Below are 26,999 nucleotides of genomic sequence, written 5' to 3' on the forward strand. Positions count from 1 at the left end.
TAACAACTTAGTAAAAAACTGAGCGCTAGATTATAAATTAAGCATAGACACTTCCCTCTTTTGCCAACTCTTCAGATAGCTTTCGGGATCACACGCAATTCAACTACAATTTCATTTTCGTTGAACAAAGTAAATTGTTAGTTTTAAGTAAACGTTAGCTATAATTGGAGACATATCATGAAATCATTCATCTCAACTTGCATTTTTTTCTTTTCACTGCAAATTTCTGGTTTCTCTCAGGTTTCTATTGACGAACTAAAAAGTCATAAGACTTATGGCACTGTCAAGGAAATAACTTTGACCACAAGCCTTGCTGATAAGAAGGGTAATTTAACTTTTGAATCGCAAGGCGTTTATAAGTATAATAAGTCAGGAAAATTGAAGCAAGAACTCTGGAGCTTTTCGAACCCTGATAGCTTGAGTTGTAGTTACTTATATGAGTACACCGAAAACAAACCTTTTTATTCTGTCAAGTACAGTGATTACGAAAACAAATTCACTCATCATATCGAATACAAATTGGACAGTTTGAATAGAATAGTATTCATTACGACATTATCTGAATCAAGCGATTCACTTCAACAATTAAGCTATACGTACTCTAATGAAACATGGAGACAAGTTCATGAATTCAATTACTCTTTAGTACTTGGACGAAAACTTCTATCACAAACTACATATCTCTACAATGAAAAAGGAATATTAACTGGTCTCTGGACTCACTTCCTGACCGGCACTATCAAGTCACAAACCATGTACAAATATGATGAACAAGATGTTTTGGTTTCAAGATTTACGCTTTCTTCAAAAAATGAAAATAAAGCCATGAAAAAAATTGAAGATTTAACCTTCAAGTATGAATTTGACAAGCTTGGGAATTGGATCAAAAGGACGGCCTATGAAAAAAAGAAAATAGTTTACTTAGAAGAAAGAGCAATTACTTATTTTGAGTAATTATAATGGCATAAACACAATAGCTAAAGTCCGAAACTTGTGCACAAGCAATTCAACAGACATTTCATTTTCTTTCAACAAAGTAAATTGCTAGTTTTAGTCATAATTAATTGCAATCGTAACGCTTTAAATTAAGAACGTTATCATCAAAAAACCCATGCCAAAGTTCACTTTATTAGTAGGTCTTTTATTAATCTTGAGTGGTAAATCATTGGCATGCAGCTGTGAAACTAGGTCAAAAGTCAAAGAAGAAATGGAACAAGCTGAGTACGTTGTATACGGAAAAGTACTGGACGTCACATTTGTTCCTGGATACTACTTTCATGAACTTATTACGAAAGACTCAAGCGAAATTCATAAAGAAGATCAGCCACCAAATGCAGAGTTTCTCAAAGCAACTTTTGTAATTACTCATACATTCAAAGGTAAATCTGAGCTTGACACTATTACTGTTTATACGGATGAGAGTGAACGATCATGCGGTGTTGCATTCCAAGCAGGAGAAGAATATGTGATTTATGGATGGAGCCGGGAATATTTAGTAGAACGCTATAATCATATATGGCATCCACTAGAAGAACCAGAAGAAATTGGATCTATTTGGACGAACTTGTGCACAAGAACAACAAAAGAAGTAAGGTCAGAATTGGCTCAATTAGAAGCCTATTTTACTGAAAATAGAACTACTCAAGTTGAGCGCTATCGCAGTACCATTAGTCTTACTGAAAATAGAATCTTATTCTGGAATGTCAAAAACCCTGTTGAGTTTGTGGGCCCTGCTAAATATGATTCTCTTACGATTTTGGTTAATGGTGGAGAATTCTATTCAACAGGATCAAGCACAGGCTACATCATTCCAACAAAAAAGGAAATGCGTTCAATTAAAGTTGATGTAATTGGCTTTCTAAATGGGCAAAAAGAATCACTTCTAGCCTTTGATTACAAAGTATTGAGGTTACCTGATCCATCTATTTATATCGGCAATTTTGATCTAACATCTGATCTAAATCGACTTAATGATCAATCTCTATTTCAAGAGTTTAGGTTCACTGCTAGATATGATTACACAACAAACTATTTGATAGGAATAACAGACTGCAATTTCTCAATAAAAAAATGGACTATACAAGTAGGTAAGCAAGAGATTGTAGGCTCAAACAAAGCGGACTATGATCAACTATTCATAGCTATTACCAATGCAAAAAAAGGAACTGAAATAAGGTTTCAATCTTTTGAAATAGCAGGACCTGATGGGGCTATGCGAACAATTGATGTGAATACAACCTACCTTAAAAAAGGCAAAAAAAATGAAGTCATTAAACGCAATTTTTGGAGTCTATCTCCATCTGAATGATAAAGTTGTGCTAGCTCATGAGGTAAAGTGAATGTCTGAAACTTGTTCGCGCACAATTCCACTACAATTTCATTTTCGTTGGATAATGTAAATTGTTAGTTTTAGGCAAATGATAATTAAGTATGACCCAAAAGACTTCAGTGTTAATATCCTTTGCTTTTTTGATTTCGTGTGGAACGAAAACGAGTCCTGAATCTGGAACACATGACCTACAAGAATCTAATTTAGCTGACTCAGTAATTACTGAAATGGAAGCAATGACGGACACATCTGAGTTTGAAATTCTTTATTCCGACTCATGTCAATTGCAAGTAAATGTTCTGTACGATTATAACGAGAATTTATACTCGAGAGAAGTTGAAGATAGTTTGGAATTACTCTATGAAAAACAAGGGAAATTTCAATTCTATGACAGAAACATTCCAGAAGAAGAAAACTATCCAGAAACCATTCTTCCCGGTAAGTTGAAACTTCTCCAAGGCGGAGTTAAAGCTTCATTATGCCCAAAATTAGAATTTGAATTTATGAACGGAATTCTTCAAGTTTCAAATGATACTTGCATAAGTAAAAACCCGCATAATTTAAGCACTAGTTTCAGTTCAGCATTTAAAACTGATGAGACAACTATAAATAATCGTATCTATCAAGATATTGGCTATATCTACATTACACCCACTAAGGACTATCATGAATGTGAAGACATACAAATTAGATCCTTCAAATGGCAAACTTGGTCGCACGGAAGTGTTGAAATTAAAGGCTTACGTAATTTCGAAATGTTTCTTGTTGATGCTGACGGAGATGACATAGATGAAATCTACCTTATCACATTTGATCAGCTGCACTACCTTGAAAAAGTTGTGAGCTTAAAACTGCGCCTAACACAGTAGCTAAAGTCCGAAACTTGTGCACAAGCAATTCAACAGACATTTCTTTTTCGTTGAACAAAGTAAATTGCTAGTTTTAGGTAAACATGAGTAATAATAACTTAGTCGTTACTTTATTCAGTTTTTGCGTTTTAGCAACAATGAAATTTTTTCTACTTATATCACCATTTTTTGTACTTCTTAGCTGTAATAATGTGAATTTGAGTGAAGAACCTAAGTCAAATGAAGGTTTATTTTACCCTGATACTGTTCAATTCGAACAAATTAGCACTAAAATTCTACTGGATGACAATGATATTTTTGATACTATTTACACAACTTACTCATCAACTTTTTGCGGATTACAATGGCGAGGAATTAAGCTTTCCAATAGCAACTATTTTAATGAAGACACTATAAAAAGTTGGCAATTTCATCAATTAGATTCAATGCATTTTATGGTATTCGATTATTCAATTGGACATTCTGAATTCATTAACACTCACATGATGTCAAGCATAAATGCAAAAACTGAAGCATTTTTAGTTACCTGGGATAGTAATATTAAAGATATGGATACTATATGGACAGAACACTTATACGGATTTCCATGTGGTAATTATCTATTAGAAACAGAATTGGACAATTCTTATGATCTTATATATTACAAGAAAATAGCACAAATAGACACCATAAGTTTTGGAGTTAGTTGCATATATAAAGGAAATAACACAAAAGACAAGTTAGATCAGTTTACAAATATTATTGAAAGTGTAGTTATTAGAAATTGAACTTAAGACAATTGTAAAGCGATTATTCTGGGGATTTTTATAAAACATAAATCACCTTGGCATATACCTTTCTTTGTTCAGATGTCATGGTTAACTCAGTTATCTGCCTATTAATTTTGAAAGAATCCAGTCTGTTGACCAATAAGCAGTGAGCATTGTTTTGGACAACATGAAATACATCCTTCTTTGTTCATCCAAATAATTATCTCTTGTTTCAGTTGTGGGATAGCCTACACCATACATTTTTAAAACGCGAAGAATTAAATCCTTGTCAATGATATCACTTTCTTGAATCATCTTTACGTATTCCTTATAATCTACATCAAAATGTCCCTTGTGAGCATACAGCTCACGTTTCCCTTTATAAACTTGAAAGACAGAATCTTTGAGAGTTATATAGTATTTGTTCAGAACAGGAGAAATTAATTGAAAAGAAGGTTCAATTGCCCATTTACCATTTTTTTTAATGATACCGTACCGATTCGAAGTGTCAGCCACTGTAGTTAAATTACAATTAAAACCAAAAGCTTTGCGAAACTGGGCACCAACTATTATTCTCTCATTTTTTTTAAACCCTGTTAAATTATTTGAATCCATGAAAATAGTTGGTTTAGAGACACTGATGTAAGAAGAATCCGTGTATTTCTGGGTTAAGGAATAGTGAACCGATAAAACAGAAAGTAGTATTAGCAAAATCCTATACATTGCATAAATTTAAAAACTAATGCCAACAAAATAACTAAAGCGAATACCTTACTTTTGTACCAACTCTCCCGATAGCTATCGGGATCGCACGCATTTTCATTTTCGTTGAACAAAGTAAATTGCTAGTTTTAGGTAAACGTTAGCAATAATTGGATATGAATAAACGGACTGGCATTATATTAAGATCATTTGCTAGAGTTTCTGTCTTACCAATTCTTGTATTTTCTATTACTTCATGGTTGATATTAAAATTTGTCGAACCTGGAACTTACCATTCTGGTTGTTTAGATTCTCCTGAGGAAACTCGAACAGATTTGGTTGAAGCCATATTCTTGGTGCTAATTTATCTAGGGACAACACCCTTAGTTTTATTGAATTTCAGCGAAAAAATAGTTACAAAACAAACCATACGGATCTCAGTATTATTGATGCCATTAATTCCGGTATTGATAGGGCTTTTTTCAATAACAGTTCCACAGTTAATTTATTATGATGCAAGAGTTTTTATGTATCTGTCAATTTCTGCCGTCATAACTACTATCATCATTCTCTGGAATGCCAGATCAGTAAATCGGGAACTGAAAAAAATCCGCTAACCTATTAGGTAATTCAATTGCTATTTCATTTTCGTTGAACGAAGTAAATTGTTAGTTTTAGGTAAAAGTTAGCATTCATTAGCCCAATATGAAAAAGATCAATATATACATACTTCTTACTGTCTTGCTATTTGCTTGTTCAAATGCCACAAATGATAATAATGAAACGGAAAAAGAAAAACTAGGTGAGAACACTTACGAGCATGACCTTAGTTCTTTCAAATCCAAAATCAAGCAAAATGGTTTCGTCTCGGACGGAAAAACACCAGAACCACCTAGCGAGCTATTCAGTTTAGTTAAATATGAATCTGAAGTTGGTTCATTAGATGCTTACCTCAGTGCTAATGTCGATACAAGTCGTAAAAACCCGATAATTATTTGGGCACATGGTGGATTCGGTGGTATTGGAAGCTGGTTTTGGGAATATGGAAGTTACACCCAGCCCTTTGTTGATGCTCAAATACCTGTTATGTGTCCATCTTGGAGAGGCGAAAACGAAAATCCCGGAGAATATGAAATGTTTTTGGGTGAGGTTCATGATTTTAAAATGGCAATTGATTATGCAAAAGAATTACCATATGTTGACACTAACCGAATATATGTGGCCGGTCATAGTACTGGCGGAACTCTTGCAATTTTAGTTTCACTTTTATCTAATGATATTCGTGCAACATTTTCGTTTGGTGGTGCTCCAGACATTTACGCAGTTGTTGAAAATGGAGAAGGGTATGGAAATACTCCTTTTAAATATTCTAACAAAGATGAATCATTCGTGAGATCCTCTATTAATTATGTCAAAGACATCAAAAATTCAATTTTCTATTTTGAAGGCGAGGAGTCATTTTATCCAGAATATGCTAATGAAATGGAATCAAAAGCCACAGCATTGAACAAACCATTTAATTCAATCATAATTCCCGGAGAGACTCATTTTAGCGTTGTTCTTCCTATAGAGGAACTTATTGTTCAAAAAATTCTATCTGATACAACTCAGAAATTAACGATAGACTTTACTGATTCTGAAGTGTTAGAACTGTTTTGAAAAACTTCACCTAACATATTAGTAAAAGCTAAGGTTCGAAACTTTTTCAAAAGCAACATAACTACTATTTCATTTTCGTTGAACAAAGTAAATTGCTAGTTTTAGGTAAAAGATAACCGTAACTACCCAAAACTGATGAGATTTTTATTATTTGCAACTTTTGGAATTGCCTTATTGCTAATCTCCTGTTCATCTGATCAACAGCAGAACAGGCGAGATTATTTTTATCAAATAGATGAGTTTAAAACACCAAAAGTACTGGTGTATGAACAAGAAAACAATCCATTCGGAACACAAAAACAATACTTCGTAATAAAACAAAAATCGGAGAGTGCTCTTGACATTGAAATCATCCAAGAAGAATTAGGAACATTTCAGGAGTTAACGGATGAGTACACTGAAAAGGGAGTATCATTGTATAGTTCGGCACATTACTTCCCTGAAGGGAATAGAACTGAAGAAGAAATCATAATGAATCAAATATTTTCGTTTGATTCAGACACAATTGGAAATCTCAAAACTCAATTTCAGGACAAATACACAAAGGAAATGGTAATCGACGAAACGTTCTGGATATTTAAGAGTTATGATCTAGATAGCATGAACAATGAAATTATGATTACCGAGGGACTTTATACACGAGAGAGAAAACTATATGACACTAGCAGTTACTGGCATCAAGAAATTCCATTGGAAATAATCTATACAAAAGGGATAGGTCCCACTCGAATTACCTACAATGCAGGGCCCAAACAAACTCAGCTGCGCTATATCAAATCCATCACATTGAGCGAATTTGAAAAACTACAAGTAACTCAGTAGGTAAAGTATACTTCTAACATTTGTTTACATTCAACACAACTACAATAACAATTTCATAGAACAAAGTAAATTGTTAGCTTTAGCTTAACGTTATGCACTAGCGTATGGACTTGATAGAAAGTATCGGAAATAGAAAAGTAGGTAGAAAATTGATTCATCCTATTGGTCCAAAACAAATTTCAGAATTGCTTGCTGGGATTCCTCAATTTACAGAAATGACTATTTTCTTTAAAGACAATTTAGGTGATCCTATCGGAGAAAAAAGGCCTGGTTGGGAGCATAAAAAACTTAAAGGAAATTCTACAGTATATCTAAAATTCAGGAACCTAATAGATGTAAGCTATAATGGACTGACAGAGAATTGGGCTTTATACATGTTTCCGTTTCATATGGAACAGAGCAAGAAAGCCAAAAATTTTATAGTTAAAACCGGACTAATTGTAGCGAAAAATTGGCTAGTAGAAAATCGTGAGGAAACATGGCGCGAAGGTCATAGACATTTAATAGTCGGAGTAACAGAAGACCTTTCCGAATTCTGCATTTTCGAAACACATGGAGAAAGGATTGTTAGCAAAGAAAAACATTATATAACCCTATAGGTAAAACGCACTTTCGACACCTCTTCACACGCAACACAACTACAATTTCATTTTCGTTGAACAAAGTAAATTGCTATTTTTAGGTAAACGTTATGTAACATTTAGGATGTTTCAAGTTTTTTCAAAGTGAGTACTATTAAAAATATTATTGTTTTTATTCTATTATCCTTCCAATTTCCTTCATTTGGTCAAGAACGTGACAGTACCGATATTAAAAAATATCTTGAATTAAATGACTATCCATACATTGATACGGTATATTATTTTCAAGAAATAAAAAATAAGCGAGTAAAAAAAGAAGGTTGGAAAGTAATAGAATCAATAGGCCCAAAGTCACATTTTATTCAAAACAACGACACAACCTATACTGCAACTGGAGAGTATTATTTAGGAGTGTGGAAGTACTACTCGAATTCAGGTTTAATTGCGATTGACACAAATTTCTATGAAGATGGATATATGCTTTCAAAACAATACAAGTTTCGATCAAATGGTAAATACAAGTATATATTCGTAAAAAAGATATACTATCAAAAACCAAATGCCGAAAATATCTCAGAAGGCAAAATAAGACAATATGATTTTCATAATAAAGAAACTAAAACTTATTACAACCGGAAAGGTGTTTTGAAGAGGAAAATTATTTGGGAAAATGACGAAATTCTATTAGAAAAAAGGTTTAAAAGCAGTGCATTACATAATAGTTAAAGCTAACGTCCAACCCTTTGACCTCCGCACTTGGCGCCGCAATAAATTACTAACTTCACCCAAAACTTAACATTCACTTATGGATGATAAAGTCTACAAATATTACCTTATGGACCTAGCTCCTTTAATTCGAGAAAAAATAATTCCCGAAAAGAAAGTAAACTGTCAATATGACTCTGGGTTCAATATGGCAATTGAACAAATTTTACATTTAATGGAAGAGCAAGCCATTTCCTTTGAAATTGATTTAAAAGAAATTAACCTAGACAAGTAATTATCCGACCCTTCAAACTTTCGAATTGGTGATTATTAACTATAACCTAAAAAGAATGATTCTTGCTAGCGTTGTACACAACTGCCATTTCATTTTCGTTGAACAAAGTAAATTACTAGTTTTAGGTAAAGGTTAGAACAATGAGATATCTTTTATCACTTTCTTTCATTATACTATGTCTTCATTTATCAATTGGTCAAATTGATAAAAAACATAATATATGCTACCATGGTTATAATGAACTTGAAACTGAATTGAAACAATACAAAGACTCTGCAATTACGGATTTAAAAATATGGCTGCCACATTGTGATGTTAGTGACGAAACACTAAAAAGATCTTGTTCAATTGACAGCATACCACCAGTAATTGGCTCATATGACTCACTTAAAACTTTACGTCTCTACAATGTATCAGGACTAGCTTCTTATGCTTTTATAAAGAACATCAACAATCTTAGAAATCTTTCAATTGGAGGAACTTACAATATTGATTATAAAACCATTGGCAACTTAAATCAACTAGAAAATTTGACATTTATAGAAACAACCATTTCTGATGAGGATCTAAATCATTTTATCCAAATGAAAAATTTAAAAAGCCTCACCTTAATAGCCAATTTCAACATTACAGAATACAATGTCTCTTTAATTCAACAAAAAATGCCTCATTGCAAAATAATTCTAGAGTAACCAATTTAAGCTAACTTTCGCTAATCTAAGATTCGTACAAAATGAAGAGTTTATTACTATTTATTTTTCTAGCGCCTATATTCAGTCTGGCCCAAGAAAATAACATTTCTTGTGATGATTGCTGGGTAGAATATAAAGTTGAACCACAATTGGAAGAATTACCTGAAGACTATTGTCCTTTAAGGATTTGTTCTGACGGAAGTATATGTTGCTTCTTAACAGAAGACAATGAAATCTTTAAAAATACTCCTGGTTGGACAAAAATTGATGAAAATAGACTTCAAATAGTTGGGGATGAACCAAAGTTTTTCAAAATAATTAAATGGACCAAAAATGAAATAATTTTGGAATCAGAATCTAACCCTAAACATAAATGGTATTTTAAAAAATAATTGATACTTAAAGCCTATGCTTTCTCAAGAACCTATCAATAATTATATCCATTTACTAATTCTAATTCTTTTAATAACCTCATGCACGAATACTGATAATGCTGAGATTAATTCAACAGTAGAACCCATTGAAATTACAAATGACATTGAAGGTGCTGCTGATTCTTCAACTTGTGATTGTAGTATTATTGATGAAAAAGTCATACAATCCTGCATTGAAGTGGCTTATCTTCAAGTAATTGGTAGTAAAAAAATAATTGCCAATGAAAAACTTAGTTCTAAATGGATACACACAAGCCCTCAGACTTTTTTAGATCAAATAACTGCTAATGAATTTTCTAAAAATGGTGATGTACAAGATTCCTTAATTGAGCAAGGTTTATTCATAGACTGGTGCGACAATAATTGGATGAAAGATCAGTCAGAAAATTATTCTGGACAATGGAGGTTTGACAATTCATTTACTCAAAATTTTAAAGAAAGTACCCAAGACACAAGCTACCAATTTTCTATCCCTGTAATAAGTTGTAATCAGCATGTCTTTGCCATTTCAATAATGAAAAAAGCTAACAATTATTCAGGTGGAAGTGAATATGTATTCTTTTTGAAAGATGGAAACTGGAAAATAGTTAGGAAAGGATCATTTGGATAAAAATCTTATTTTATGTTAACTTTCTTTTGAAGAAGCAAATTTAATTCCTTTAAAACCCAACTTCATTTAAGAATATCCAACATTGATCCAAAAAATAAATAATATCATATATGCAGTTTTGATTATGTCATTGATCAGCTGTTCTCAATCTTCTGATAGTAAGCATTCAGAAACAAATTCTACATCAAAAAATGATGATGTTGATTCCACAATGCAAGTGGTTAATCATGAAAATGACCTAATAGATAAATCAGGAAGATTCAAATATTACAGAGCATTTGATTGGTTTAGTCAAAAAGGAATTTCTGAATTAGATTCACTTTTAGAATATCCACATATAAAGATTGAAGAGAAAAATAGCACAACCATTGTAAACTGCGTTTTTAAGGGTTATGAAGATCCTTACTTGTTTGAGAATTCAAATTGGGAATCTGATTCTTCTCATTGGGATGATTCTGCTGCAGAATGGTTCAGACAAAAAATACAATTGAAAAAAGATACTGTTGAAATTTCCTTTTTTGTTGCGGAAGGATTTGCTGATACAATTGAAGGTAACTGGTGGTTTACCGATTGGATTTGTTTAACAAAAAACACAATTAAATGGTATGAATTGACATCAAATAACATTGAATCAATTCCTCAGGAAATGAATGAAATGGAAGTGACATTGAATGAAAAATTTGAATTTGATGATGCAATAAGCATTCATGAAATTTTGACCATGAACAAGCCTTTTAGCTGGTCACCACCTTTTCCTACTTATAATTTAAGTTTTGATTTAAAACACAATTTTGATAAAATGTCAGAACTTGAAACTCAATCGGACATTCTATGCTGGCAAATTTTTGATCACTATTTAAGCTATCAAAGTACAAATTGTAGCCCTCCAAGAAAACTAGATAGTGATTATGAAATTGAATTAGGTAAACCTTAGCATTCATTACAATCATGCTCATCTGGAATTTAGGAATATACCACGTAAGCTTTTTCAATAGAAACAACTATGATCCAAATTCTGCTGATAAGAAAATTTGTCAGTGCCGCAGAAGACAAGATTTGCATACATAGCGAAGTTGAAATTTCACTTTACACAATTAACAGGCACAAATTATGGGCACATTGCGGAAAAGACATATTCACCACCCCAGAAGGAAAGGATGATTTTAAAATCGAAGGAGGTAAAATCTACGCAAAGGACTGGGAAGGTAATAGATATGTATTTGACTCAAAGGTCTCAGTATAAAAAACAGCCTATAACACAATAGTTTAAGGGCAAGTACGGTGAATCAATTCAACTACCATTTCGTTGGAATCTGCAAATTATATAACTTTAAGCAAACGCAATTTTTTATTACTAATACATGTACAGATTCTATTTTTATTTTGGATTAATTATTTTAATTGGATGTACCAATAACAATCAATCTACAAGAGAATCCAAACAACCTTCCATTTTAAAAAATAATACTTCCAAATATTTAGGACAATGGAAATTGGTAAGGAAAGCTCTAATTCTAAGAAATGAAATTAAAGCTGATTTAGATGCGAATAATGATTCAATATACAAGTACATAAATGAAACTTCAATTTGGACTTTTAAACTAAATAATTGGTGTTCATCTCCCAAAAATTATCATATTGAAGGGGATAGTTTATTCAATTCGAATGGTGATCAATCTCAACAAATTACTTTGAAAAATGATACAATGACAATCAAAACTCACATTAAAGATAATGATTACGATATTGAGGGCTATATAAGATCAAATATTAAACAAGAAGTTATTGATTCAATAATCAAAATTTAAGCTTAACACAACTAGTAAAATTCAATGCTTGTACATCAATAATTAACTTTAAGCAAACATCAAGTTCAAGAAGTACATATGCAATGTATAGATTGAAAAACTTCGTCTGGTATAATAGAAACGGAAAACTCAATCCTCATCAACAGGTAAACCAATAATTACCTTTTGTACATTTTTGCTTCCTATTTTATATGAAATGTACCTCAATTGTGCATCAAATAATTATATGAATCAACTTCTATTATTAATATTCCTCATCACTACACAACTTGTTTTTGGTCAACAATACTCAAGCTTAATAAGTGACAATGAAATTGAAAACTTTATTTCATTAGACATCTCAAACACAAAAAAACTAGATCATGAGCGCAAGGGTAAAAGAAGACTTTACAGAAAAATAATCAACTGGGACACGAGTATATTTACTGAACCAGTTAAAAATGCAAGTACCTGGGAGAAGTATGTTTATTTTTTTAAAACTCAAAATCAAATAGACTCCTTGTTTAATCAAGACGACAAATTATTCATAGTAGAACAAATCAAAGCCCAAAAAGATACATTGTGGAACAGTGAATGGGAGAATATTAAAATTGAAAGACGTCCGAGAAAAAATCAATATTCTTTTTCAATCCCTTTATTTACAATTAACCGCCAAGTTGCTATTATCAATAAAATTTACTATTGCGGTAACCTTTGTGCTTATGGTGGTCATTTTATATATGTCAAAAGAGATGAGCAATGGTATTTATGGAAGACTATTAATGCCTGGATGAGCTAAACAACCCCCCAATCTGCATTATTCACAAACAAATTAGCTGCACTGGCAAAATTCAATTTTATTTAGCCTGTACCATATTGTAATTTTAACCTAAATAGAACTTATGAAACTCAAACTAAGCTTGTTTTTTGTGCTTTTGTCTGCTACCCTTTTAGCACAAGATTTATACCTGAAAAATCCCAAATCAGGGAAAGAAAGATTGATTAAATCCGGACGTAAAATTTGCGTTTGGCAAAAAGATCAAACTGAAGCTATCAAAGGGCGCTATCAGGTTTTAAATGATTCTACTATCAGTATTGGAGACAAAAATGTTCCACTCAATGAAATTGAAATTATCAGGGTGTCCACTAATCCTGAAAGAATTGGATCTATTATTGCCGGTATACTTCCTGCCATGCTCACCGCCTATGGTTTTTCAGCTTTGAGCTATAGTGATGATCAATTTGCCTGGTTTATGATTGGTTTTGGATCTGGAGCTCCACCCTTAACTGCCTCTATTCTGGGAATAGTGAACGGTAGAAAAAGAAAAGCAAGTAAGGGCTGGGAATTGAAAATTCAATAAAAGCTCATTCGCCACAAACTAACACTTAAACATCTGTATATCAGATCATAAATTTTAAGCCACTATTTTTCCGTTTACTTGTAGTGTTAAATAACACGCAAATTTGCTATCTTCAACAGAATCGCCGCTTGCTACCGTGAAAACATTTCTGAATAAAATTCAGCATTTAGGGATATCTGATGAAACTGACCAAGGCCTGGTACAGATTATAAAATTGCTTAATTCAATTACCCTGGTAACCATTGGTTTTGGGATTCTTTATTTCTTTATTTCACTAGGTATTGCACAATACAGCATGACATACATTGTCATCATTAATTCAATACTGATTTCCGGTGTTTTTATATTTAATAATAAGAAGTATTACAAAACATCTCGCCTTTATTTTTTGTCTCTTGTCAATATAGGATTGGCCCTAAACTGTGTGTTTTTTGGAAAAGAATCTGGCATCCATTTTTTCTACCTGGTTTCTGCCAGTTTACCCTTTATATTTTTTAGGAACTCTGAATTAAAATTGATAGTAATATCGGTATTGATGCCCACTACATTTTTTGTGCTTATTCAATTCAACGCTTTTCCTACAAATTACATTCAGCACATTGATAATCTGCAATTAATATTCAACATGAGTATGATTTCATCTTTTGTGTGGACCATTATCAATTTCTATATCGTGGCACAAAAAAACCACAAATCAATGGTTGAAATCAATGATAAAAACCTGGAGATTAACAACGCATTAGATCAAAAAAGTATCTTGTTACAAGAGGTTCATCACCGCGTTAAAAACAACCTTCAAATCATCATCAGCCTTTTAAATTTGCAATCTGTAAAAACAGAAGACGAAAAAACAAAACAATTACTGGAAGAAAGTTCCAACCGAATTAGATCAATTTCAAGTGTACATGAATTGCTTTATTCTACTAAGGATTTTTCTAACATCTCTGCTAAAACTTACATTGAGCATTTAATTGAAAACATTGAATTATCACAGCTCAACAAAGAGGTAAGTACAGCCATCAACTATCACATTGAAGATGTGAGTTTATCTTTGGAAAAGGGAATTCCTTTGGGCTTAATCATTAATGAAATTGTAACCAATTCATTAAAACATGCCGTTGTTGAAAATGCCGTTAATATTGATATCCAATTAAATTCAAACAACAATTCAATAGATGTTTTGATAAAGGATTCAGGGAAGGGATTTGACTTTGAAAGTCAATTACAAAACGACCATTCATTGGGCTTGTTTTTAATTAAAACCATCATTGAACAAATTGATGGAAATTTGGATACAGATATCAGTGAAAAGGGAACCCAATATCATATACAGTTTGAAAAATAGGGATTAATCAATTATTGTGATGAAAAAGGCCATATCATCCATAAATATTATTACCCACTATTGACATGAATCAAAAAACTAAATTAAACAAGATACTCCGAACTATTCTCTTAGTTTATATTGGTATTTGGATTATTCTTGGCATTTATGGATTAATCGCAGATGTATATTATGAAGTGCCCTATGCTGGATACCTAACTGTGTATGCCATAATCTTTGGCTTGTTTTTAGGTGGAGGATTTTGGTTAATTCTATACGCTTTTGATAGATATCGAAAGAGCTTGGAAAAATAGATTTAACTATTACAAACTATCCCTCACTCCTTTTGGTTCCTTATCTCTTAAAATAATTCATACCTTAGTCATTCCAAAACTTATTAAATGAAAAGGTGGTATTTCAATTCTATCTGTATTATTCATTTATCATTTTATGATAATTACTTGAATCAAAACTCAAATTTTGCTTCAAATTCTACAGTGCAAATTAATAATGGCTTAAAATCACATAGATCTAATTCTAGAACTCTTGCCATTTCATTTATAAGAATCATAATAATAAGTGATAGCTTATGAAAATCCCAAGCTTAAAATTTAGTTTGTTTCTCTTTGTTATTCTAGTAATTCCTTATGCCATCAAACTGAAATTCAAAGAGCCATATCCGGCAGTTATTTTACCTAGCGGTCATTCTCAAATTGATGTAGATAATTCAATCACAAGAAGTCAAGAATATCATGTTTTCGTATACAGCCAGGGAGCAGAAAAAGAAGTAACAGTATCTGACCTTTTCCCAACAATTCCAAAACACATAGCTTTCTATGTTGTCAAAGACAATCTTGGATTTCCCACAACAGAATTAAAAGAATCAGAACGCAATTCATTTAAAAATTATATCATACCGGGGAGACTCAACAAGCATTTAAAACAGGATGAACTGAAAGAATATTACACAGAAAGTCTTGGGTATGCTATTGATTCAATTAAAACTACCAGAACGGAATATGTGAGAGACTACATGCTAGAAAACCCAATTTTAGAAACAAACCTGATTGATTCATCAATTGTAATATTCTAAAGGATGAAAAATTTATACAATAAACTTTGGACAAACATCATCAACAATACGTCCAACGACCCAATTGCAATTCACAATTACAGATACATATTTATCTTCATATTTGTGTTCTATTTCATCCCTACAGACACTCTGTGGATTACTGACGCACCGGATGCCTTATATAACCCACCAAAGCTATCAATTGGTTCATTTTTCAGTGGTTTTCCTTCCTACACAGTTTTATTCATCATCAATGTTTTAATCGTTGTGGGATTGTTCATGATAAGCTTGAACAAGTACAGTAATATTGCAGGTATAATTACTTTTCTATTAATAATAATAAACCTGAACTTTAAGTACAGTTTAGGAAAAATAGATCACGACATATTATTATACCTCACCTTACTTTGTTTCTCCCTTTGCAACTGGCGTTTTGATGTCTCCAAGGAAAATAAAATATTACCTATCCCACCTGAAACACTATTAGCCATTTTCATTGCATTTGGAATGTTTACAGCAGGTATTCAAAAAGCAACAAATTGGATAGATTTTGATATGCAAAAAAGTGGTTTCCTGGCTTGGTTTAACTCAGGCTATTACAATCAAAACAGAACACTTTTTCTTGCTTCCATGATTCCAAAACTCCCAATGGTAGTAATTGAATTAATGGATTATTTTACGGTAATTTTTGAATTGGCTCCTTTTCCTATTCTATTGTTTGGATCTAAAAAATTATGGAAAATGTGGCTTATCACTGCCTGCCTTTTCCATATTGGCGTAATTCTGTTTCTTAACATTACATTCGTTCCACACATACTCGTTTACTTACCATTTTTAATTCCGGCTAAATTCTTTACAAATTTTGGCAAAATTGGAAAAAGCGTTTTTATCAGTGCTATAGGTATTTGCGGAATTATCCAAATATATCTAATGACGAATAGTACTACCATCATGCGAGAAATAATTGGATCTAGAAGTATATTATTGATTGTTTCTTTGGTTCTATTATCTTCAGTAGTTGTAATTGGCATATATAGTATGTATTTGGATTCAAAAAAACCTGTACTTGAAACCAATCCAACTTCTTAATGAAACAATTAGCATCTATTTTTTTAGTTTTTTTACTAAGTATTTCAAGCAAATCTTTGTATTCGCAAGATTATAGACACAGTATAGGTATTGGATATGCTTCAGCTTATCAATCTTTCTCAACCAGCACCGTTTCCAGTATAAATTTAACAAGTAGTATTGGCGTTAGATATATGGCAGCTTTGAAATGGGATATAAATGAAAAGGTAGATTTTGTTTCAAGTATTGATCCATTCATTTTTGCCTATCCATCAGTTTTTTCAAGTAATAATGCAATTTCGGGTTCAATTGACATTCCTTTAGACTTAAAATTCTACTTTGGAGGAATAGATAGAACTGCCTTCTTTCTGGGTGCCGGATTCAATTACTTTTGGCTGAATTGGACAAGCAGTATTAAAACCGGTATCAGTTCATACGGACCACAAATTTGTTTAGGATTCAATAAAAAAATGCAGCATTTAGGTGTTGGCGCCAGAGCATCATACACACTAGGATTAACTCAACAAACCAGCAATTTAACCAACGTATCCGAACGCAATAATTTCTTTAGTATTGGTGTATTTATGTTACTTCCTTCTCCAGGTGAATTAAAGGAGAGAAATAATTAAAAGACCAAAAAATGATCCGCTTTAATCTACTTATTGGGCTATTTATCTTATCCTATCAAGCCCTTAGTCAGGATACCTCAGATGTTTACCGACTAAAAAATTTGGAATACATGAAATTAGCAAACCGGGTAAATTGCGATAGTACTACCGGTTCAAATATTGAACATAGAATCTGTCTAAATTTAGAATTTCAAGAAAAAGATGCTGTACTAAATGAAGTATACACCAACTTTATCAATACTTGCGAATCTGAAGAGCAAAAAACCATTTACCAATCTTATCATGATAATTGGATTATTTATAGAAGAAAAGCCAGCGAAATTGAATCAGAAGGACTTGAGAGCAATATGCTTGGTATATACTACCTTAGCACCATGATCAAACTCACAGAATTAAGAACCGAAGAATTAATATTTTTACAAGAATACTAATACGTTGAATATGTTTCCAACCCAATCTGAAGCCAGCATTAAAAAAGGAACCTGGTTTGTTATCCACGATAATTCAAATACCATACATGTTTGGGGTTCCAACACCAACGGTAAAGAAAAGGTATATCTCAATGAAAAACTGGTTTCTGAAAAAAGAAATTTGGGTAAAAAAAGTGAACATTCATTTGAAGACGATCAAGGAAACAATTATCATGTGCTTATCTATACTGATAGTTATACAAGAGGTAGCTTAGTTTGTGAAGTGAGTAAAAATGAAGAGTTAATCAAAAGTTTTAAAACAAAGTTTGCAATAGGAAAGTTGTTTAAATCTAAGGCCTTTTATTCACTCATTATTATATCGGCCTTATTTGGTGTAATAATGGGGATTTTTGAATTACCATCTTACGCACTTTTCATATTCATGGCATGCATATTTCCTCTGTATATTAAAATGAGATCACCCGGAGATATTTCCATTATTGAAGATCCAGAAAACTAAGGTTCATTTCCTAGCATAAAGTCTACCAGGGATCTGGTGTCCCCTCTTTTACTGTAATAGTCATTATTTGGCTGGCTGCTAAATATCATCATCACCGCAATTCCAACCATCAAACCAATTTTTACCCAACGATTTGTAGCTATGTAATTCACTGCAATTCCAATTGTCAAATAATAAGCAATGGAAATAAAAATTATGTAGCGTGCTATAAATACCGGTGTTATATATGATAAAGCAAACAGCATGAGGTAAGGAACTATGAACCAAAAAATCACCATCTTAGTGTAAACATTTGGTTTTCTATCTTCTTGATTATCTGTGCTTTTAGATTTCTTAATAAAATAAATACTTAAACCCAAAACCAATAGAAACAAGAACATAACAGTATTGAAAGGAGCGTTTGAAAACTTCCACAACATTCCATACAAATTGATAGGACTAGGGTCTGGAGCGGCAAAAGTTTCTTTTTCATAACTATCTACAAACCTAAATGCCATAATTCCAATATATGGCAGATAAGCCAGAATGGTAATGATCACATTCAATACATACTTTTTAAAAATCTTTTCTCTAACATCCTTAAAAAATAGTACCGACACTCCTTGAATAAACAAAATTACAAAGGCCAAAAAGTGCCCATAAATATTAATAACATTAGCTAAAGCCAATATCACAAAATGCTTTTTGCTCGCAGGATTCCTAATTAAATGGAAAAAGGAATACATAGACAAGGTAGATAAGAAAGTGAAAAGTGAATACACCCTTATATTGTGAGCATGATGAATATGTAGCGTAGAAAACGTAAAAATTGTACAGGCGATAATAGCTGTTTGAATATTAAAAAAGTCCTTGCCAATTTTATACAACACCAATACTGTTAAACAGCTAAAAATTGTGGGCAAGGCGCGCATTGCTTCAACTGAGTCGCCAAATACATTTACCCAATAATGCAAGATAATTTCAAAAAGAGGGGGATTATTACCTCTACTCATGGCCTCCACTATATAACTTACATCCTTATGTGCACAAAAAATGCTGAAAGGCTCGTCATGGCCTATCTCCATCACATTTAAAAATGCAATTTTAATGATGATGTTAAGGAGCAAGAATCCCGACATCCACAACAGATCAATCTTATTCTTTACAATGAAGCTCTTCATGTATGACGCAAAAGTATCTATTAAAATGATTTTCAGCTAAAACACCTAAAATTTAAGTCATTTAAATCCCTATATTTATTGGTCCCGCTAAAAACGATTAATAACAGTAAAAATATAATTTCATGAGTGATTCTAGTAAAGGTAAATGCCCTGTTATGCATGGTGCAAATACTGAAAAGCACAATGATGTAATGAATTGGTGGCCCAAAGCATTGAATTTGGACATTTTACATCAGCACGATACAAAAACAAATCCACTTGGTAAGGATTTTAATTATGCAGAAGAGTTTAAAAAGTTAAACCTTGAAGCATTAAAAAGTGATTTAAAAGCCATGATGACGCAAAGTCAGGATTGGTGGCCCGCAGATTGGGGGCATTATGGTGGATTAATGATTCGTATGGCATGGCATGCTGCCGGAACTTATAGAGTAGCAGATGGCCGCGGTGGTGCAGGCACAGGTAACCAAAGATTTGCTCCCATGAATAGTTGGCCGGATAATGCCAACCTGGATAAAGCAAGAAGATTATTGTGGCCAATTAAAAAGAAATATGGTAATAAAATTTCATGGGCAGATTTGATCATACTTGCCGGAAATATGGCTTATGAATCAATGGGATTCAAAACATTTGGTTTTGCCGGTGGTAGAGAAGATATATGGCACCCTGAAAAAGATGCATACTGGGGATCTGAAAAAGAATGGTTGGCAGCTACCCACAATAGATACGATAGCGATAAGGATAGAGAATCATTAGAAAACCCTTTAGCTGCTGTTCAAATGGGATTAATCTACGTGAATCCTGAAGGAATTGACGGAAATCCAAATCCTGTAGAAACAGCAAAAGATGTTAGAATGACCTTCAAAAGAATGGCCATGAATGATGAGGAAACCGTTGCACTTACAGCAGGAGGTCATACCGTTGGTAAAGCCCATGGTAATGGAGACGCAGGAGCTTTGGGTGTTGAACCTGAGGCGGCTGATCTTGAAGAACAAGGACTTGGCTGGAAAGGCGGAATAGGCGCAAATGCTGTTACTAGTGGATTAGAAGGTGCCTGGACAACTACTCCGGACAGATGGAACAATACCTATTTCCATCTATTATTGAATTATGAATGGGAGAATGTAAAAAGCCCTGCAGGAGCTCATCAATGGGAACCGATTAATTGTAAAGAAGAAGACAAACCGGTTGATGCACATAATCCAAATGTCAAAAGAAACCCAATCATGACAGATGCGGATATGGCCATGAAAATGGACCCTGAATACCGCAAAATATCAGAGATATTTTACAATGATCCTGAATATTTTAAAGAAGTATTTGCCAGAGCGTGGTTTAAATTAACCCATAGAGATATGGGTCCTAAATCAAAATACCTGGGAGCAGATGTCCCTCAAGAAGATTTGATTTGGCAAGATCCTGTTCCGGCTGTTGATTATACTTTAAATGATGCTGAAGTGGAAGATATCAAATCAAAAATCCTTAACAGTGGCTTAAGCAAAACTGAATTAATCAACACAGCTTGGGATAGTGCAAGAACCTTTAGGGGATCCGATAGCCGAGGTGGTGCAAACGGAGCGCGTATTAGATTAGCTCCGCAAAAAGATTGGGAAGGAAATGAACCTGCCAGATTACAAAAAGTACTGAGCAAATTAAGTGAGATCCAATCAGGCTTATCAAAAAAAGTTAGCATGGCAGATTTAATTGTGCTGGGTGGAACTGCGGCTGTAGAAAAAGCTGCTCAAGAAGGCGGATTTAACATCAAGGTTCCTTTTACAGCAGGAAGAGGAGATGCAACGGATGAAATGACAGATGTGGAATCATTTGAGGTGTTAGAACCAATTCATGATGGATACAGAAACTGGTTGAAAAAAGACTATGAAGTAAAGGCCGAAGAATTAATGTTAGATAAAACTCAATTATTGGGACTAACGGCTCCTGAAATGACAGCACTTGTAGGTGGAATGCGTGTTCTTGGGACAAATCATGGAGGAACCAAACATGGTGTATTTACGGATAATGAAGGCGTTTTAAGTACTGACTTCTTCGTGAACCTAACGGATATGAATTATACTTGGAGACCACATGGTGAAAACCTTTATCACATCATTGATCGTCAATCAGGACAAACAAAATGGACTGCTACAAGGGTTGATTTAGTATTTGGTTCAAATTCCATCTTAAGAGCATACTCAGAAGTATATGCACAAGATGACAATAAAGAAAAGTTTGCTCAAGATTTTGTAAACGCCTGGGTAAAGGTGATGAATGCAGACAGATTTGATTTGAAATAATCAGCACTTAATAATATCAAAAGTATAGGGGCATCCAATCAAAGGGTGCCCTTATTGTTGGTATAAACCACATTAAATTGATGAAAATAATGAGCGCAACTGTTCTGATACCAACGTCCAATTTAAAATCCTTTTGATCTACTCTATTCTTTTTATCGGTTAAACTGTATATAACGAAAGGCAACAACAGCAACAATGCCGAATAGATATAAGCATAAGATCCGCCATTAAATTCCACAATATTTACAATGTAAACAGCAAAAAATCCCCAAACATAGATTTCAAACCAGGTAAGAAAAATGCCTAAAACAGGTACACTTTTCTTGAAAATATTAGTGTTTTTTTGACTTCTCTTTACCAAATAAATGGCCTTAGCAAATCTCAATAAAAGGACTAATACAAAGTTTATTGATACGGCAATTGATATACTAACAATCATAATTTCTATTAATAGATCAAATATAACTAATGAATTCGTTTTCTAAATTATCTTCATTCTATTAATGATGTTTATTAATCAACTACATTAGCAAATCTAAGGCAAAGGCATTGTTCGGTTTAAGAGATATCAGCTATATATTTATACTTTTAGCAACCTTTGCTGAAATAGTAGGAACCATTGGAGGGTTTGGTTCTTCAGTATTCTTTGTCCCTATAGCTAATTTTTACTTTGATTTTCATTCAGTTTTAGGATTAACCGCTATCTATCATTTATCAAGCAATCTTAGTAAAATTGCATTATTCAACAAAGGCCTGGATAAAAAATTGCTATTAAACATTGGTGTTCCTTCAGTTGCATTTGTAATAATTGGAGGCTACCTGTCTAATTATGTTGAAACAAAATATCTTGAAGTAATATTGGGTGTATTTTTAGTAGCCCTCAGCCTATTGTTTTTAATAAGAAAAAACCTGTTTATCAATCCAAATCGTAAAAATGCAATTACCGGAGGAGTATTATCGGGTCTTTCTGCCGGAATGCTAGGCACAGGTGGAGCAATTAGAGGACTTACCATGGCAGCATTTAATTTGGAGAAAAGTGCATTCATTGCCACCTCAGCGGTCATTGATTTTATGATTGACTTTTCAAGAACCTTTGTCTATTATCATAATGGTTACATCCATAAACATGATTTGATGTATCTACCATTTTTAATAGTGATAGGATTTGTAGGAACCTACATAGGCAAAAGAATTTTAAAGCATATCCCACAAGAAAAATTCAAACTCATATCCCTAAGTTTGATTCTGCTAATAGGCTTGATCACTATTTCAAATATTATCTATCGTCTGTTTTAATCAATTATAGGAATCCAATAGTATTTTGGATATGATTAGTGTTAGGGATGATAAATGAATACTTTAAATAAAAACCCTCATCTTATGAGAAAAGTATTCAAAATTGGTGTATCCACCGCAATCATATTCCTTGTTACGACTTGTTCAAAGGAAGAGTCATTTGAAAACAACATTGACAATCTGAATACTAGTGATCCAATAAAAATAATTGACTCGCCTAACGCTCGATTTGATTTTGATTATTATGACATTATAAGAGATGATTCCGTTCAGGTTTCATTACGTACTAATTTTTTAGGCGATAATAAACATGAGTTAATTGCTGATATCCAAATGTTTGGAGGGGGATACATGCTCTCAGCAAATGAAAAAGAATATCCTTATGGCGCTACCTATTTTAAATTGGATAAAAATAGCTACATCCAATTTCAGGGTGATGTTAAAGAAAATCCAACTGCTGTTTTAAAATATGAAGATGGAATTGAACCTTATAAGATTCAGAAAGAACATGTGGTTCTAACTCAGTTTTTTAAAATTCAAGACAATACTGATTTTATAGTATCGGGTGAATTATTTTTTGTGTATGAACCCATGTGTTCACCAAATAATATTTATTTTGATCTAATTCAAAAAAATGGTCAATTACAATTGAATGAAACAAAAAAAGTGCTTCCAAGAAAAGAGACCCCTTATAAGGAACTTTAGTATTTTGATTTCTTTCTTATTTCTAGCTTGTGGACAACAAGAATCTGAAGAAACTTCAAATGTCCATGATTCAATTATTACAGAATCAACTGATACACTTTTTACCAATAAGATATCTTCTGAAATTGATTGGGATGTCGCTTTATCATTTATTAATGATTACAGGGATATGGAAGATGTTTTACATGCCGAAGAAGAAAGATTAAACTGGGTTGATAATGACACTAGAACCTCAACAAACTTTAAACTTATTCACCGAAAAATGTATGAAGATGCCCGTAAAGCTGATGAATTAATGGGTTTGGATTATGTAGCAATTTTCAATGCTCAGGATTACCCCGATCAAGGTTTTGAAATAGCAGAAACTAATGAACAAGACAGTATTCTTATTGTAAGAGGAATAGATTGGACTACTTTTGAGGTACAGCTTAAACTGATATATGAAGAAGGGAGCTGGAAAGTTGATGGAGCCGGAGATGTAAACATGCAATAATTTAATGAATGAAAAATTTGCCAAATCCAAAAGTTGATGACTTTTTAGCAGAAGGCTGCGGAAGATGTAGCTTATATGGGACACCGGAGTGTAAGGTTCATACCTGGCCGGAGGAATTGAGAAAATTAAGATCTATTGCATTAGCATCCGGACTAGATGAAGAAGTTAAATGGGGATTTCCAACCTATACTTTAAAAGGCAAAAACATCTTTAATATTGGAGCATTTAAGCATTTTTGTTCCTTAAATTTTTTCAAAGGATCACTATTAAAAGATGAAGCCAAAATATTGGATAAAGCCGGTGAAAATTCAAATGTAAGCCGACTAGCCAAATTCACTTCCTTAAAAGAAATTGAAGCAGTAGAAGAAATTTTACATGCTTACATTGATGAAGCCATTGAAAATGAAAAGGCTGGTAAAAAAGTAGAATCTAAGTCCGTAAGTGAATACGAGGTACCTAAAGAATTTGAAGAGATTTTAAGTAAAAGAGCAGATGTAAAAACAGCTTTTAACGCACTTACACCAGGTAGACAAAAAGGCTATTTACTCTATTTTTCAGCACCAAAACAATCTAAAACCATTATCAGTAGAATAGAAAAATACATCCCAAAAATATTAGATGGAAAAGGATTTCATGATAGATAAGTCAATTTTATACTAATATTTTAGTTAGTAAATCAATTAGTTTAATTGCTACATTAGAAGTCACAAAATAATAGTCAAATGAAAGCAGAGGGTAAAGTAATAGTAGTCACCGGTGGTGGAAGTGGAATTGGAAGAAATTTAGTTTATAATTTAATAAACAAAGGAGCTATTATTGCTGCTGCTGATATTCATCAAGAAGGACTGGATGAAACCAAGGCCAATATTAAACCGGAATTGCAAAAAAACCTTTCATTACACATTGTAGATATTTCGGACAGAAGCAGTGTAGAAGCATTTCCTGAACAAGTAATAGCAGCTCATGGAACGGTAGATGGAATAATCAACTGTGCCGGAATCATACAGCCGTTTATTAAAGTATCAGACTTGACATACGAGCAAATTGAAAGGGTAATGAACATCAATTTCTACGGAACAGTTTATATGACCAAGTCTTTTCTTCCGCATTTGTTAAAAAGACCAACGGCACATATTGTAAATATTGTCAGTATGGGCGGATTTTTACCTGTTCCAGGACAAAGTATCTATGGAGCCTCCAAAGCGGCTGTAAAATTGATGACAGAAGGGATGCATTCAGAGCTAATGGATACAAATGTTAATGTCACAGCCATTTTTCCGGGAGGTGTTGACACCAACATCATGGCCAATTCAGGTTTGAAAATTGACAATGATAAAAACGAAAGCAACAAAGAGCAAATGAAACCTTTACCGGCAGATGAAGCAGCTCGTCAAATAGTTGCTGCAATGGAAAAAAACAAAGTAAGAGCCTACGTAGGTAAAGATTCAAAAATGATGAATTTCTTATATCGTTTCAGCCCAGGAATGGCCTCTAAAATGATTTACAAAAAATTAGCCGATCGACTGTGAAATTCGACTTTGATGGCATAACAGTTATACACGGTATTTTTTATTTGGTACTGCTAATCATTGTTTCGGCATTTGCAGATAAGTACCACAAACAGCTAAAAAAAATAAATCTCTTAAACAAAGCATCAGAAAGAGAAGGAGCCAAAAAAGATAAGATCAATTTGGAAGTAACATCAATTAGGCAATCTATTCATAGCTTAAGAAAGACAAGTCTAAAACAATTGGGAATAGTAGCTTTTGTTTTCTTTTTGTTCTGCCTCTTGAATTATAAAGGGAGTCGCAACTATCAGGACAGTCAACAAATTTTAAACTTGTTTAGCGCACCAGGAGGATTTATAGTTTCAGCACTTATTTTACAAGCTGTTTACTTTCTAAAAGGCAAAGGTGGAGGTATTCCTAGCAATCACATTATGGACAGATTTCCTACAGATAGATATTAAAGGTTATTTCTTTTCGTAAGAAAAAGCTTCACCTTCTTCAAGATCTATAAATACATTATAAAGCTTTTCAGGAGGCGTTGTCAATTTTCGTTTATGCAAATCCATCCACGCTCCTACAACTGCAATGTGAGCCAGCCTATCGCCATTTTGATTGTACAAATCATGATACAACACCCAACGCGATCCGTCATCTGAAATTGGGCCTCTTTTCAAATTCACAAACACTTGATCTTCTGCTTTTATCTCTTTTAAAAAATTCACTTCTTCTTTAAAAAGAATCGGACCTATACCCATGGCTCCCATTTCTTTAATACCAAATCCGCTTTCAGTAAGGAATCTAGTTCTTACAAAAGCTCCATAGTCATTATAAGCTGAATGTCTAACGTGTCGGTTCAAATCCAAATCTGACCATCTTACTTCTACTTCTTTTTTATATGCGCGCATAATTTTAATTGTAGCTTAAA

General features: G+C 33.0%; 36 protein-coding genes. 32 read left to right on the forward strand and 4 right to left on the reverse strand.

The genetic code is table 11. The features are described from left to right. Positions 1-177 precede the first annotated feature (177 nt). The 4 genes from K6119_RS11280 (at position 178) to K6119_RS11295 (ending at position 3,965) form a co-directional block, all read left to right on the forward strand. The gene (locus K6119_RS11280) at positions 178-954 is read left to right on the forward strand and encodes a hypothetical protein (RefSeq protein ID WP_221831735.1); all 777 of its coding nucleotides are present in this window, start codon (positions 178-180) and stop codon (positions 952-954) included. 157 nt (positions 955-1,111) lie between these two features. Next, on the forward strand, positions 1,112-2,308 hold the full coding sequence (locus K6119_RS11285) for a GldM family protein (protein WP_221831737.1): 1,197 nt from the start codon (positions 1,112-1,114) through the stop codon (positions 2,306-2,308). Between the two features lie 140 nt (positions 2,309-2,448). After that, positions 2,449-3,198 carry a hypothetical protein gene (locus K6119_RS11290; RefSeq protein ID WP_221831739.1) on the forward strand — a complete coding sequence of 250 codons (750 nt, stop codon included), beginning with the start codon at positions 2,449-2,451 and terminating at the stop codon, positions 3,196-3,198. Positions 3,199-3,335: 137 nt separating this feature from the next. After that, positions 3,336-3,965 carry a hypothetical protein gene (locus K6119_RS11295; RefSeq protein WP_221831741.1) on the forward strand — a complete coding sequence of 210 codons (630 nt, stop codon included), beginning with the start codon at positions 3,336-3,338 and terminating at the stop codon, positions 3,963-3,965. A gap of 99 nt (positions 3,966-4,064) precedes the next feature. Here the strand turns inward: K6119_RS11295 and K6119_RS11300 are convergent, their stop codons facing one another. Beyond that, positions 4,065-4,670, reverse strand: a complete 606-nt coding sequence (locus K6119_RS11300) for a hypothetical protein (protein WP_221831743.1) — start codon at positions 4,668-4,670, stop codon at positions 4,065-4,067. A 155-nt stretch (positions 4,671-4,825) separates the two neighbouring features. Between K6119_RS11300 and K6119_RS11305 the strand changes: the two genes are divergently transcribed. The 21 genes from K6119_RS11305 to K6119_RS11405 all read left to right on the forward strand — a co-directional run bounded on the left by K6119_RS11305 (position 4,826) and on the right by K6119_RS11405 (position 18,621). Beyond that, the gene (locus K6119_RS11305) at positions 4,826-5,266 is read left to right on the forward strand and encodes a hypothetical protein (RefSeq protein WP_221831745.1); all 441 of its coding nucleotides are present in this window, start codon (positions 4,826-4,828) and stop codon (positions 5,264-5,266) included. Between the two features lie 88 nt (positions 5,267-5,354). Continuing rightward, positions 5,355-6,308: an alpha/beta hydrolase family protein gene (locus K6119_RS11310; RefSeq protein ID WP_221831747.1), complete on the forward strand. Its 954-nt coding sequence runs from the start codon at positions 5,355-5,357 to the stop codon at positions 6,306-6,308. A 135-nt stretch (positions 6,309-6,443) separates the two neighbouring features. Further along, positions 6,444-7,130 carry a hypothetical protein gene (locus K6119_RS11315; protein ID WP_221831749.1) on the forward strand — a complete coding sequence of 229 codons (687 nt, stop codon included), beginning with the start codon at positions 6,444-6,446 and terminating at the stop codon, positions 7,128-7,130. Positions 7,131-7,234: 104 nt separating this feature from the next. After that, positions 7,235-7,729: a hypothetical protein gene (locus tag K6119_RS11320; protein ID WP_221831751.1), complete on the forward strand. Its 495-nt coding sequence runs from the start codon at positions 7,235-7,237 to the stop codon at positions 7,727-7,729. Positions 7,730-7,855: 126 nt separating this feature from the next. Further along, complete coding sequence (locus K6119_RS11325; protein WP_221831753.1) at positions 7,856-8,437, forward strand: hypothetical protein; 582 nt, start codon at positions 7,856-7,858, stop codon at positions 8,435-8,437. Positions 8,438-8,516: 79 nt separating this feature from the next. Then, positions 8,517-8,711: a hypothetical protein gene (locus K6119_RS11330; protein WP_221831756.1), complete on the forward strand. Its 195-nt coding sequence runs from the start codon at positions 8,517-8,519 to the stop codon at positions 8,709-8,711. A gap of 140 nt (positions 8,712-8,851) precedes the next feature. Next, positions 8,852-9,403 carry a hypothetical protein gene (locus K6119_RS11335; RefSeq protein ID WP_221831758.1) on the forward strand — a complete coding sequence of 184 codons (552 nt, stop codon included), beginning with the start codon at positions 8,852-8,854 and terminating at the stop codon, positions 9,401-9,403. A gap of 41 nt (positions 9,404-9,444) precedes the next feature. Beyond that, positions 9,445-9,795 (forward strand): hypothetical protein, encoded by a 351-nt coding sequence (locus tag K6119_RS11340; RefSeq protein ID WP_221831760.1) that lies wholly within the window; start codon positions 9,445-9,447, stop codon positions 9,793-9,795. A gap of 16 nt (positions 9,796-9,811) precedes the next feature. After that, on the forward strand, positions 9,812-10,447 hold the full coding sequence (locus K6119_RS11345) for a hypothetical protein (RefSeq protein ID WP_221831762.1): 636 nt from the start codon (positions 9,812-9,814) through the stop codon (positions 10,445-10,447). Positions 10,448-10,571: 124 nt separating this feature from the next. Beyond that, positions 10,572-11,381, forward strand: coding sequence for a hypothetical protein (locus tag K6119_RS11350; protein ID WP_221831764.1), 810 nt, complete (start codon positions 10,572-10,574; stop codon positions 11,379-11,381). Between the two features lie 69 nt (positions 11,382-11,450). Then, the gene (locus K6119_RS11355; RefSeq protein ID WP_221831766.1) at positions 11,451-11,690 is read left to right on the forward strand and encodes a hypothetical protein; all 240 of its coding nucleotides are present in this window, start codon (positions 11,451-11,453) and stop codon (positions 11,688-11,690) included. A 118-nt stretch (positions 11,691-11,808) separates the two neighbouring features. After that, entirely contained in the window at positions 11,809-12,255 is a 447-nt protein-coding gene (locus tag K6119_RS11360; protein WP_221831768.1) for a hypothetical protein, read from the forward strand. 226 nt (positions 12,256-12,481) lie between these two features. Then, complete coding sequence (locus tag K6119_RS11365) at positions 12,482-13,033, forward strand: hypothetical protein (RefSeq protein ID WP_221831770.1); 552 nt, start codon at positions 12,482-12,484, stop codon at positions 13,031-13,033. A gap of 103 nt (positions 13,034-13,136) precedes the next feature. Beyond that, on the forward strand, positions 13,137-13,595 hold the full coding sequence (locus K6119_RS11370) for a hypothetical protein (protein WP_221831772.1): 459 nt from the start codon (positions 13,137-13,139) through the stop codon (positions 13,593-13,595). Positions 13,596-13,731: 136 nt separating this feature from the next. Further along, entirely contained in the window at positions 13,732-14,940 is a 1,209-nt protein-coding gene (locus K6119_RS11375; protein WP_221831774.1) for a sensor histidine kinase, read from the forward strand. Positions 14,941-15,005: 65 nt separating this feature from the next. Then, the gene (locus tag K6119_RS11380; RefSeq protein WP_237828003.1) at positions 15,006-15,233 is read left to right on the forward strand and encodes a hypothetical protein; all 228 of its coding nucleotides are present in this window, start codon (positions 15,006-15,008) and stop codon (positions 15,231-15,233) included. 275 nt (positions 15,234-15,508) lie between these two features. Beyond that, positions 15,509-16,012 (forward strand): hypothetical protein, encoded by a 504-nt coding sequence (locus K6119_RS11385; RefSeq protein ID WP_221831775.1) that lies wholly within the window; start codon positions 15,509-15,511, stop codon positions 16,010-16,012. 3 nt (positions 16,013-16,015) lie between these two features. After that, positions 16,016-17,083: a hypothetical protein gene (locus tag K6119_RS11390; protein ID WP_221831777.1), complete on the forward strand. Its 1,068-nt coding sequence runs from the start codon at positions 16,016-16,018 to the stop codon at positions 17,081-17,083. Continuing rightward, positions 17,083-17,691 carry a hypothetical protein gene (locus tag K6119_RS11395; RefSeq protein WP_221831779.1) on the forward strand — a complete coding sequence of 203 codons (609 nt, stop codon included), beginning with the start codon at positions 17,083-17,085 and terminating at the stop codon, positions 17,689-17,691. The genes K6119_RS11390 and K6119_RS11395 overlap by 1 nt, the downstream gene beginning before the upstream one ends. A gap of 11 nt (positions 17,692-17,702) precedes the next feature. Then, positions 17,703-18,122 carry a lysozyme inhibitor LprI family protein gene (locus K6119_RS11400; protein ID WP_237828004.1) on the forward strand — a complete coding sequence of 140 codons (420 nt, stop codon included), beginning with the start codon at positions 17,703-17,705 and terminating at the stop codon, positions 18,120-18,122. Between the two features lie 10 nt (positions 18,123-18,132). Further along, complete coding sequence (locus K6119_RS11405; protein ID WP_221831783.1) at positions 18,133-18,621, forward strand: hypothetical protein; 489 nt, start codon at positions 18,133-18,135, stop codon at positions 18,619-18,621. On the opposite strand, the gene K6119_RS11410 is transcribed toward K6119_RS11405, so the two are convergent. Continuing rightward, positions 18,618-19,781 carry a glycosyltransferase family 39 protein gene (locus K6119_RS11410; RefSeq protein ID WP_221831785.1) on the reverse strand — a complete coding sequence of 388 codons (1,164 nt, stop codon included), beginning with the start codon at positions 19,779-19,781 and terminating at the stop codon, positions 18,618-18,620. The genes K6119_RS11405 and K6119_RS11410 overlap by 4 nt on opposite strands. A 122-nt stretch (positions 19,782-19,903) precedes the next feature. On the opposite strand from K6119_RS11410, the gene katG reads away from it, so the two are divergent. After that, a complete protein-coding gene (katG, locus tag K6119_RS11415; protein WP_221831787.1) occupies positions 19,904-22,072 on the forward strand; it encodes a catalase/peroxidase HPI in 2,169 nt (722 codons plus the stop codon). A 16-nt stretch (positions 22,073-22,088) separates the two neighbouring features. Here katG and K6119_RS11420 read toward each other — a convergent pair whose 3' ends face one another. Further along, entirely contained in the window at positions 22,089-22,511 is a 423-nt protein-coding gene (locus tag K6119_RS11420; RefSeq protein ID WP_221831789.1) for a hypothetical protein, read from the reverse strand. Between the two features lie 110 nt (positions 22,512-22,621). Between K6119_RS11420 and K6119_RS11425 the strand changes: the two genes are divergently transcribed. The 6 genes from K6119_RS11425 to K6119_RS11450 all read left to right on the forward strand — a co-directional run bounded on the left by K6119_RS11425 (position 22,622) and on the right by K6119_RS11450 (position 26,535). Then, complete coding sequence (locus K6119_RS11425; RefSeq protein WP_221831791.1) at positions 22,622-23,368, forward strand: sulfite exporter TauE/SafE family protein; 747 nt, start codon at positions 22,622-22,624, stop codon at positions 23,366-23,368. Positions 23,369-23,452: 84 nt separating this feature from the next. Further along, the gene (locus K6119_RS11430; protein ID WP_221831793.1) at positions 23,453-24,073 is read left to right on the forward strand and encodes a hypothetical protein; all 621 of its coding nucleotides are present in this window, start codon (positions 23,453-23,455) and stop codon (positions 24,071-24,073) included. A gap of 4 nt (positions 24,074-24,077) precedes the next feature. After that, complete coding sequence (locus tag K6119_RS11435; protein WP_221831795.1) at positions 24,078-24,566, forward strand: hypothetical protein; 489 nt, start codon at positions 24,078-24,080, stop codon at positions 24,564-24,566. An 8-nt stretch (positions 24,567-24,574) separates the two neighbouring features. Beyond that, positions 24,575-25,210 carry a YdeI/OmpD-associated family protein gene (locus K6119_RS11440; protein WP_221831798.1) on the forward strand — a complete coding sequence of 212 codons (636 nt, stop codon included), beginning with the start codon at positions 24,575-24,577 and terminating at the stop codon, positions 25,208-25,210. A gap of 78 nt (positions 25,211-25,288) precedes the next feature. Then, complete coding sequence (locus K6119_RS11445; RefSeq protein ID WP_221831800.1) at positions 25,289-26,095, forward strand: SDR family NAD(P)-dependent oxidoreductase; 807 nt, start codon at positions 25,289-25,291, stop codon at positions 26,093-26,095. Further along, entirely contained in the window at positions 26,092-26,535 is a 444-nt protein-coding gene (locus K6119_RS11450) for a hypothetical protein (RefSeq protein ID WP_221831802.1), read from the forward strand. The genes K6119_RS11445 and K6119_RS11450 overlap by 4 nt, the downstream gene beginning before the upstream one ends. A gap of 3 nt (positions 26,536-26,538) precedes the next feature. Here the strand turns inward: K6119_RS11450 and K6119_RS11455 are convergent, their stop codons facing one another. Further along, positions 26,539-26,979, reverse strand: a complete 441-nt coding sequence (locus K6119_RS11455; RefSeq protein ID WP_221831804.1) for an acyl-CoA thioesterase — start codon at positions 26,977-26,979, stop codon at positions 26,539-26,541. Positions 26,980-26,999 lie beyond the last annotated feature (20 nt).

This window comes from Paracrocinitomix mangrovi (genome assembly GCF_019740355.2).
Classification (GTDB): domain Bacteria; phylum Bacteroidota; class Bacteroidia; order Flavobacteriales_D; family Crocinitomicaceae; genus Paracrocinitomix; species Paracrocinitomix mangrovi.

Excerpts from the sequence above, each read along its gene's own strand:
- K6119_RS11395 (WP_221831779.1), top strand. The coding sequence starts at position 17,083 with ATGAAACAATTAGCATCTATTTTTTTAGTTTTTTTACTAAGTATTTCA.
- K6119_RS11390 (WP_221831777.1), top strand. The coding sequence starts at position 16,016 with ATGAAAAATTTATACAATAAACTTTGGACAAACATCATCAACAATACG.
- K6119_RS11300 (WP_221831743.1), bottom strand. The coding sequence starts at position 4,670 with ATGTATAGGATTTTGCTAATACTACTTTCTGTTTTATCGGTTCACTAT.
- K6119_RS11320 (WP_221831751.1), top strand. The coding sequence starts at position 7,235 with ATGGACTTGATAGAAAGTATCGGAAATAGAAAAGTAGGTAGAAAATTG.
- K6119_RS11285 (WP_221831737.1), top strand. The coding sequence starts at position 1,112 with ATGCCAAAGTTCACTTTATTAGTAGGTCTTTTATTAATCTTGAGTGGT.
- K6119_RS11370 (WP_221831772.1), top strand. The coding sequence starts at position 13,137 with ATGAAACTCAAACTAAGCTTGTTTTTTGTGCTTTTGTCTGCTACCCTT.
- K6119_RS11345 (WP_221831762.1), top strand. The coding sequence starts at position 9,812 with ATGCTTTCTCAAGAACCTATCAATAATTATATCCATTTACTAATTCTA.
- K6119_RS11295 (WP_221831741.1), top strand. The coding sequence starts at position 3,336 with ATGAAATTTTTTCTACTTATATCACCATTTTTTGTACTTCTTAGCTGT.
- K6119_RS11445 (WP_221831800.1), top strand. The coding sequence starts at position 25,289 with ATGAAAGCAGAGGGTAAAGTAATAGTAGTCACCGGTGGTGGAAGTGGA.
- K6119_RS11455 (WP_221831804.1), bottom strand. The coding sequence starts at position 26,979 with ATGCGCGCATATAAAAAAGAAGTAGAAGTAAGATGGTCAGATTTGGAT.
- K6119_RS11410 (WP_221831785.1), bottom strand. The coding sequence starts at position 19,781 with ATGAAGAGCTTCATTGTAAAGAATAAGATTGATCTGTTGTGGATGTCG.
- K6119_RS11405 (WP_221831783.1), top strand. The coding sequence starts at position 18,133 with ATGTTTCCAACCCAATCTGAAGCCAGCATTAAAAAAGGAACCTGGTTT.
- K6119_RS11315 (WP_221831749.1), top strand. The coding sequence starts at position 6,444 with ATGAGATTTTTATTATTTGCAACTTTTGGAATTGCCTTATTGCTAATC.
- K6119_RS11420 (WP_221831789.1), bottom strand. The coding sequence starts at position 22,511 with ATGATTGTTAGTATATCAATTGCCGTATCAATAAACTTTGTATTAGTC.
- K6119_RS11350 (WP_221831764.1), top strand. The coding sequence starts at position 10,572 with ATGTCATTGATCAGCTGTTCTCAATCTTCTGATAGTAAGCATTCAGAA.
- K6119_RS11430 (WP_221831793.1), top strand. The coding sequence starts at position 23,453 with ATGAGAAAAGTATTCAAAATTGGTGTATCCACCGCAATCATATTCCTT.
- K6119_RS11335 (WP_221831758.1), top strand. The coding sequence starts at position 8,852 with ATGAGATATCTTTTATCACTTTCTTTCATTATACTATGTCTTCATTTA.
- K6119_RS11340 (WP_221831760.1), top strand. The coding sequence starts at position 9,445 with ATGAAGAGTTTATTACTATTTATTTTTCTAGCGCCTATATTCAGTCTG.
- K6119_RS11310 (WP_221831747.1), top strand. The coding sequence starts at position 5,355 with ATGAAAAAGATCAATATATACATACTTCTTACTGTCTTGCTATTTGCT.
- K6119_RS11400 (WP_237828004.1), top strand. The coding sequence starts at position 17,703 with ATGATCCGCTTTAATCTACTTATTGGGCTATTTATCTTATCCTATCAA.
- K6119_RS11365 (WP_221831770.1), top strand. The coding sequence starts at position 12,482 with ATGAATCAACTTCTATTATTAATATTCCTCATCACTACACAACTTGTT.
- K6119_RS11305 (WP_221831745.1), top strand. The coding sequence starts at position 4,826 with ATGAATAAACGGACTGGCATTATATTAAGATCATTTGCTAGAGTTTCT.
- K6119_RS11440 (WP_221831798.1), top strand. The coding sequence starts at position 24,575 with ATGAAAAATTTGCCAAATCCAAAAGTTGATGACTTTTTAGCAGAAGGC.
- K6119_RS11330 (WP_221831756.1), top strand. The coding sequence starts at position 8,517 with ATGGATGATAAAGTCTACAAATATTACCTTATGGACCTAGCTCCTTTA.
- K6119_RS11280 (WP_221831735.1), top strand. The coding sequence starts at position 178 with ATGAAATCATTCATCTCAACTTGCATTTTTTTCTTTTCACTGCAAATT.
- K6119_RS11355 (WP_221831766.1), top strand. The coding sequence starts at position 11,451 with ATGATCCAAATTCTGCTGATAAGAAAATTTGTCAGTGCCGCAGAAGAC.
- katG (WP_221831787.1), top strand. The coding sequence starts at position 19,904 with ATGAGTGATTCTAGTAAAGGTAAATGCCCTGTTATGCATGGTGCAAAT.
- K6119_RS11385 (WP_221831775.1), top strand. The coding sequence starts at position 15,509 with ATGAAAATCCCAAGCTTAAAATTTAGTTTGTTTCTCTTTGTTATTCTA.
- K6119_RS11360 (WP_221831768.1), top strand. The coding sequence starts at position 11,809 with ATGTACAGATTCTATTTTTATTTTGGATTAATTATTTTAATTGGATGT.
- K6119_RS11380 (WP_237828003.1), top strand. The coding sequence starts at position 15,006 with ATGAATCAAAAAACTAAATTAAACAAGATACTCCGAACTATTCTCTTA.